Origin of the sequence: Candidatus Chloroploca mongolica (assembly GCF_004762035.2) — a bacterium.
In the GTDB taxonomy this organism is placed as follows: Bacteria; Chloroflexota; Chloroflexia; order Chloroflexales; family Chloroflexaceae; genus Chloroploca; species Chloroploca mongolica.
The window spans coordinates 1-1,230 of the sequence record NZ_SIJK02000159.1; the positions used below are offsets into that span (position 1 = coordinate 1).

1 pseudogene is annotated in these 1,230 nt (G+C 59.3%); it reads right to left on the reverse strand.

Going from position 1 to position 1,230, the window contains the following annotated elements:
* Positions 1 to 1,230 (reverse strand): annotated as a pseudogene (locus EYB53_RS25300) (hypothetical protein); the annotation flags it as partial.

The window sequence follows — 1,230 nt, forward strand, 5'->3', positions numbered from 1 at the left end:
GTGAGAGGCCCAGATCGGCGAGCGAGAAGGGCGTCAGATCAACATCGCCCTCAGGTGGAGGCGAAAGGGTGAATTCGGCAGGCGCGACCTCGGCAGGTTCGACCTCGGCTGGTGCTTCAGCGGCGAGTTCTTCACCTTCACGAGGCAAACGAAAACCTGAAACGAAACGCTCTGGCCTGCCCGCCATTTCTTCGCGTAGGGCGACATCATCATCCGAGAAATACCCAGATGTTTCGGCCTCTTCATCATCAACCGGAGCCAGTGGTGGCGGTTCATGAGGGGGGCGCTCGGCGGCTTGCTGGGACAATTTGCCAAAGATGCTGACGCCGGGTGACTCTGGTTCTTCTTGTTGACCAAAGCTCGTTCGTTCACGGGATGCAGGTTCTTGCCAACTAAAGATTTCTGGCTCGTCACGCTCTGTAGCCTCTTTGTCGCCTGGCGTGGCCGTTGCTTCTTCTAACGAGAAGGGCTGGAGGAAGGATGGTAATCCTTCACTGCTCTCTTCGAGGTTGCTGAGGTCGAGATCATCAAGCGAGAATGGCTGCAGATCATCGAAGTCAAGATCAAGATCGGTCATCTCACTGAAGGCTACTGTTCCCTCTTCCTGATTGCCCTGGGTCTGGCGCATTTCCTGCCCTTTGCCGGCCTCTTCCGCCGCGATGGCAGCTTCAAAGTTAGCGAGGTCACTTTCGCTGAGGCCGAGGTCATCGAGCGAGAAGGGGGTCAGGTTGACGTCGTCTTCGGTGGCGGGGGCGGCGTCTTCGGCAGGGACGGCGGCTTCGAGTTGCGCGATTTCTTCTGGGCTGAGGCCAAGGTCATCGAGCGAGAAGGGGGTCAGGTTGACGTCGTCGTCGGTGATGGGGGTTTCTGCTTCGACAGGGACAGCGGCTTCGAGTTGGGCGATTTCTTCTGGGCTGAGGCCGAGGTCATCGAGCGAGAAGGGGGTCAGGTTGACGTCGTCGTCGGTGATGGGGGCTTCTGCTTCGACCGGAATGGCGGCTTCGAGTTGGGCGATTTCGTCGTCGCTGAGGCCGAGGTCATCGAGCGAGAAGGGGGTCAGATTGACGTCGTCCTCGTCGGTGGTGGGTGCGACCTCTTCGACCGGGACAGCGGCTTCGAGTTGGGCGATTTCGTCCGCAGTGAAACCGAGGTCATCGAGCGAGAAGGGGGTCAGATTGACGTCGTCGTCGGTGATGGGGGCTTCTGCTTCGACCGGAATGGCGGCTTCGA